This window comes from Bacillus cereus group sp. BfR-BA-01382, assembly GCF_022663475.1.
GTDB classification, from domain to species: Bacteria; Bacillota; Bacilli; order Bacillales; family Bacillaceae_G; genus Bacillus_A; species Bacillus_A thuringiensis_S.
This window is the reverse complement of record NZ_JAKUFQ010000184.1, coordinates 1-4,663: the sequence shown is the minus strand read 5'-3', so window position 1 is coordinate 4,663 and position 4,663 is coordinate 1. Positions and strand designations below refer to the sequence as shown.

Here is a 4,663-nt window from a genome sequence, read left to right as displayed (position 1 = left end):
TTTGAACTGCATCATAGTTGTTGAAATGTGGATTTCATTGTCGGATAAAAAGCATTCAAGCTCTTTTGACTTATCTTCTTTTAACAGACGAATCATACGAGCCACTACCTCTTTTTCAATATAAAAAAGAGATTTATTATCAATATTTGCACTTATAGTTTTTTGAATGACTTGATGTAAACTTGTAGCACAAAACTCAATTGAATTGTCAACATTTACTTGTAAGTAACTCGTTCCTTTTAAGTAAGTCTTCTTAACAGCAACTGCACATTCGTAAATACTGTTATGTAAAACCTCTTTATTTATAGAAAATAATTTATTACTCGAAATCGAAAAACCACTCTTTTCATACTCATTGACACGTTGAATTCTTTGAGGCTCATAAAATCCATCATCAATTTTCAGAAATTCCTCTTCAGATTCAAGCGTTAGTAGTACATTTTTCTTAAATGAAGCCTTAAAAACGCTTGTGATTTCTTCCAATGAAACTGTGATTTCCCCTGCTGTTATGACATTGGCATTGCTTACAAAGGTCATAACAGGAAAATCTTCGCTATCTCCCACAAAGACGACTTTTTCTTTTTCAGCAATCATTGTAAAAGTACCGTATTCATCATCTTTCGATTCCTTAGAGGTCAACATTTTTTCTATCATTCCAAAAGCTTTACGTATATCATTTTTCTTCGCTTCAAAAATCATGTGTTCACCTTCTTTTTTATTGACTATAGTAAATTATAACACATTTCATTTACGATACAAAACAATAATTACCCCTCTTTTAAAATAGTGCAATCACTTAATGGTAACCAACCCGAATGCTCTAATTCAATATTTGTATAAATACGTACATTTCCATACGTGTCAATATCCACTACATCAAACTCTTCTCCAATATACTTGTGATACCATATGTGTTCTACTGGAGCTTTTTTAATACGAATTCTTTTCGGAACTAATCTCAATCTGTTTTCTTTTAAACCACCATTCAAAACTGTTAATTCCACTTTCTACACCCCCTTACCGATTAAATTGTTTGTATTCAAAAATTATCTATTGTTTGACCTTCATAGAAATCGAAATATTCTGTAGTGTAAGTTTCAAGCTCACCCAAATCATTTTCAACCTGAATTAAGTCGCCACCTACACATTCTTTTACTACATATACTTTGTTACGAGTTAAATGAAAGTCACTTTCGTTAGAAACTACTAAATCAAAAACATCTACTTGCTCTCCATAACAACTGCCTCGTTTCATAAAATACTTCCTCCTTGTCTTTATAAATCGTTCATTCACTATGAAAAGAACCATTAGCTATTAGTTTTTAAAAGAACACAATTCAATTGTTGAATTTAAATTTAAGAATTGTAATACTTTTTCATTCACGATTGAAAAATCCACTTCTCCAGGATAATTGTTGTTGTACCAAGTCTGCGTTGGAATATCAAAATAAACTGTTCCATAATTCTTCTTGTCATTGATATTTACATACTGTCGTTTCATTAGTTTCGTACTGGAAACTTTCTTCTCCCAATATTTCACTCGCTTTACGAAAATTTCAGGTTGCGAAACCTTTTGAACAGGCTGAACTGGAACTGGTTCTTCTTTTACTACTGGTATTTCACTTGCAAACCTACGTTTGAGTTCTAATAAACAATAGCCAGTCGCTTCTGCATCCTCGTATGCTCTATGACGATTCTTATTTAGATAGCCAAACGTTGTACAAAAATCATCAAGCTTATATTTTCCTTTGGTAGGACAAAAATGTTTAAATACTGCAACGCTATCCAATACCTCATTTTTCGGATGTATACCTACTTTTTCAAAATAAAATAATAAGAATCTATTCCAATCAAACTTCGCATTATGAGCTACAACTAAAAAACCATCAATAAATTGTTGAAAAATGGGTAACACCTGACCGTAGACTGGTTTTCCCTGAACCATATCATTTGTAATCCCTGTTAATTTTGTGATATTTGCAGGGATTTTCATTTCAGGATTAATCAATTGACTATATGTATCTACCAATTTACCGTCAACGTATTTTACAGCACCAATTTCTGTAATGCGTCCACCCTTCATTGGAGATAATGCAGTTGTTTCAATATCCAATACTACAAAATTGTTACGTCCTAATAGATTAAGCATCCTTTGTGTTTCTTTTTTTGTCGCCATAATAAGTAATCACCCTTTGTAAAGTTCTTTCACATTGACTATTGTCAACAAATTTATTTTACAGCTAACTATAGTTAAAATCAATAATTATTTATTGACTATAGTAAAAAAATACATTGCATTTAAATGCAACGTATTTTTTTTCGTTTTAGTTTTAATTACTTATAATTTTTCCGCATTCAGAACATTTCTCTTTCCGAATTTCTTCCGTATCAAATGGGTCATGTATTGGATGTGTTTCTTTATGAGGACAAAGGCTTTGCATCTTTTCTAATAAATAATTTTCTTTTTCATACATTCTTGCTAACTCTTCTTGGAAGAGCCCATACTCCTCTTTCGCTTTTTCATAAGCAGTCATCTCTAAGGAATCTTTCAATTCATCGCCTTCCCACTTCATTTCACACTTTAATAAGTCTTTCGCTGTAGACTTCTTGTTACTTCGTAAAACACTATCTATCTTAGCTTCTCTTGCCATTTCTCTTAATTTATTCATTTTTAATACACTCCTTTTTAATTTCAACAATTCTTTGACCTTCCAAACCAATTGAAATATCAATTATCAGGAAATTCACTTCATAAAGCATCTCAATTTGCTTTTCTGTATTAGGCATAGCCTTTAGACGATTTAACATACGCAACCCAAAATTCCTCGCAGATGTTGTCAGAATTGAACTACCCCCTTGTAAACCTGATGTTACTGCAAGAAAATCCTCATCAGCCATTAATTCACCAATAATTAATCTGGATGGCTCATTAGAATCTTGCAAGAATCGTAAACTCCTCATACTAAAATCTCCGTCATCTCGAATAAGAAGATTCTTATTCTCAAAATCAATATTTGGCGAAATCTCAGGATGATTTTCTATTACCACTGACTTTCGTTCTGGGAATCTCTCTAATTGGTACTTAAGTAAAGCATTTAATAATACAGTCTTTCCCACTCCAGTAGTTCCTGTAATTACTATATTTTTATTTTCATGAATCGCCTTTTTAATTTCTTCTATTTGTACAGATAAGAGATAATCACAACTATCAATATTTTCCAATGAGAAGGTTTCATTTTTTAATATAGAACGAATCCACTTTCCATTACGTAACGTTTTTACATATTCCTCATTCTTCATCCGTTCGTCATTATACGTGTCTGGATTATCCAGCGCCATTTCAAGTAGCCTCGTTAATGGCTCTACACCTTCCTTCCTTAACAGTTCAATCAATCCTTGTTCTTTCGTATCCAATCTCATTACTTTTGTTTGTTCTTTCATATCAACACACCCTTTTCTTATTTTTATTATTAGCTTGTAACTTGGTTACATTGTAACTCTTTTATTTACTATAGTAAATAAAATTATTGTTCTATAACCACATGATTTTAAAAACACACTTTACTGCAAGGATTCTAAAGGCAATAAAAAAATGATAGCATTATCGCTATCATTCTTTATTAATAGTTCCTTATAAAATTATCTAAATATTGTCGTTGACCTTTATAGTTGAAATAATGGCCACTATCATTTGAATACAGTCGTAACAAGAAAAATACATGCTCTCCATTCACAAACTCATAACCAAACACAGAATCATTTATGCCATATACAATTTTACAAACAACAAGCCCGAATCCTGTATAACTTAGTGCATTATATCCAAAAGATTCTTTGTTCATTTTCCCTTCTTTAAACTCTTGTATTAGTTCTTTTTTAGTCTGCATTTCTATTTACACTTCACTTTCTTTAAGATTTTTAAGGGTTTTAGTGTGTCAAAGAACTCATTTTCGTCTGATTCTGTTGCGAGAATTCCATTTCTTGATAATTGATACGCACAACGATATACTTCAGGCAGATAAAGCCCCATTTCAACCATCTTCCCTGTCATTTCAGTTACTTCTAATGTAATCGTGTCCATCAGCTTACCTGATTCCGTGTACATCCGATATGTAGCAGTGAAAGAAGCTTTTGGGACTCCATCCACTATTATGTTTTCTTGCTTCTCTTGTGTTGTTTGAACAATCACACGTTCTTTATGTATTGACTTGTTTTGTTCTCTCAATCTTCCATATAAATCTATTAATTCGCTAATACCAATACTTTGATTAGACTTACTGAATGACAAATGTGTAACTTTATTACCGAGTAAAAGTTGATGAAATTCTTCTTTTGAAATTTCTCTTATAAAACCAAATAGTCCCTGCTTCTTATAGAACTTTCCATCTTCTGACCAAGCATTGAATTTATTAAAGATTTTATTCCATTTAGTAGTCATGAACATAACTTTCATCACCCTATCACTAAACAAGTTGATAAATATCCCCTGCAATCTCAATTTCATCCGATTGATAAAGACTAAGTGCCATACTTAGTGTGTTATCCTTTGCTTCTAACATAAATGAACCCTCTTGTAACGTTACAATAAAGGGAACAGAATGCCCTTTAACATGCATAAGGTGTCCATCATAAATTTCTCGATTATGCATATCTTTTTTACCTG

General features: G+C 31.9%; 8 protein-coding genes and 1 pseudogene. All 9 read right to left on the bottom strand.

The genetic code is table 11. The features are described 5' to 3' along the window. Positions 1 to 699: pseudogene (locus MR160_RS32745) on the bottom strand (hypothetical protein); the annotation flags it as partial. A gap of 68 nt (positions 700 to 767) precedes the next feature. Continuing rightward, entirely contained in the window at positions 768 to 1,004 is a 237-nt protein-coding gene (locus MR160_RS32740) for a hypothetical protein (protein WP_000424194.1), read from the bottom strand. A 35-nt stretch (positions 1,005 to 1,039) separates the two neighbouring features. Then, entirely contained in the window at positions 1,040 to 1,255 is a 216-nt protein-coding gene (locus MR160_RS32735; RefSeq protein WP_242299121.1) for a hypothetical protein, read from the bottom strand. Positions 1,256 to 1,315: 60 nt separating this feature from the next. Further along, positions 1,316 to 2,176 carry a 3'-5' exonuclease gene (locus MR160_RS32730; RefSeq protein WP_242299120.1) on the bottom strand — a complete coding sequence of 287 codons (861 nt, stop codon included), beginning with the start codon at positions 2,174 to 2,176 and terminating at the stop codon, positions 1,316 to 1,318. 154 nt (positions 2,177 to 2,330) lie between these two features. Then, the gene (locus tag MR160_RS32725) at positions 2,331 to 2,669 is read right to left on the bottom strand and encodes a hypothetical protein (RefSeq protein WP_242299119.1); all 339 of its coding nucleotides are present in this window, start codon (positions 2,667 to 2,669) and stop codon (positions 2,331 to 2,333) included. After that, positions 2,662 to 3,441, bottom strand: a complete 780-nt coding sequence (locus tag MR160_RS32720) for an ATPase, T2SS/T4P/T4SS family (RefSeq protein ID WP_242299118.1) — start codon at positions 3,439 to 3,441, stop codon at positions 2,662 to 2,664. The genes MR160_RS32725 and MR160_RS32720 overlap by 8 nt, the downstream gene beginning before the upstream one ends. Positions 3,442 to 3,620: 179 nt before the next feature. Further along, positions 3,621 to 3,887 (bottom strand): hypothetical protein, encoded by a 267-nt coding sequence (locus MR160_RS32715; RefSeq protein WP_242299117.1) that lies wholly within the window; start codon positions 3,885 to 3,887, stop codon positions 3,621 to 3,623. Positions 3,888 to 3,889: 2 nt separating this feature from the next. Next, positions 3,890 to 4,444, bottom strand: a complete 555-nt coding sequence (locus MR160_RS32710) for a hypothetical protein (RefSeq protein ID WP_242299116.1) — start codon at positions 4,442 to 4,444, stop codon at positions 3,890 to 3,892. Between the two features lie 19 nt (positions 4,445 to 4,463). Continuing rightward, positions 4,464 to 4,663 (bottom strand): YopX family protein (locus tag MR160_RS32705; RefSeq protein WP_242299115.1); only part of this gene is annotated, 200 nt, incomplete at its 5' end.

What these genes read in the sequence shown, in the direction of transcription:
- MR160_RS32715 (WP_242299117.1), bottom strand. Translation starts at nt 3,887, where the DNA reads ATGCAGACTAAAAAAGAACTAATACAAGAGTTTAAAGAAGGGAAAATG.
- MR160_RS32710 (WP_242299116.1), bottom strand. Translation starts at nt 4,444, where the DNA reads ATGTTCATGACTACTAAATGGAATAAAATCTTTAATAAATTCAATGCT.
- MR160_RS32735 (WP_242299121.1), bottom strand. Translation starts at nt 1,255, where the DNA reads ATGAAACGAGGCAGTTGTTATGGAGAGCAAGTAGATGTTTTTGATTTA.
- MR160_RS32720 (WP_242299118.1), bottom strand. Translation starts at nt 3,441, where the DNA reads ATGAAAGAACAAACAAAAGTAATGAGATTGGATACGAAAGAACAAGGA.
- MR160_RS32730 (WP_242299120.1), bottom strand. Translation starts at nt 2,176, where the DNA reads ATGGCGACAAAAAAAGAAACACAAAGGATGCTTAATCTATTAGGACGT.
- MR160_RS32725 (WP_242299119.1), bottom strand. Translation starts at nt 2,669, where the DNA reads ATGAATAAATTAAGAGAAATGGCAAGAGAAGCTAAGATAGATAGTGTT.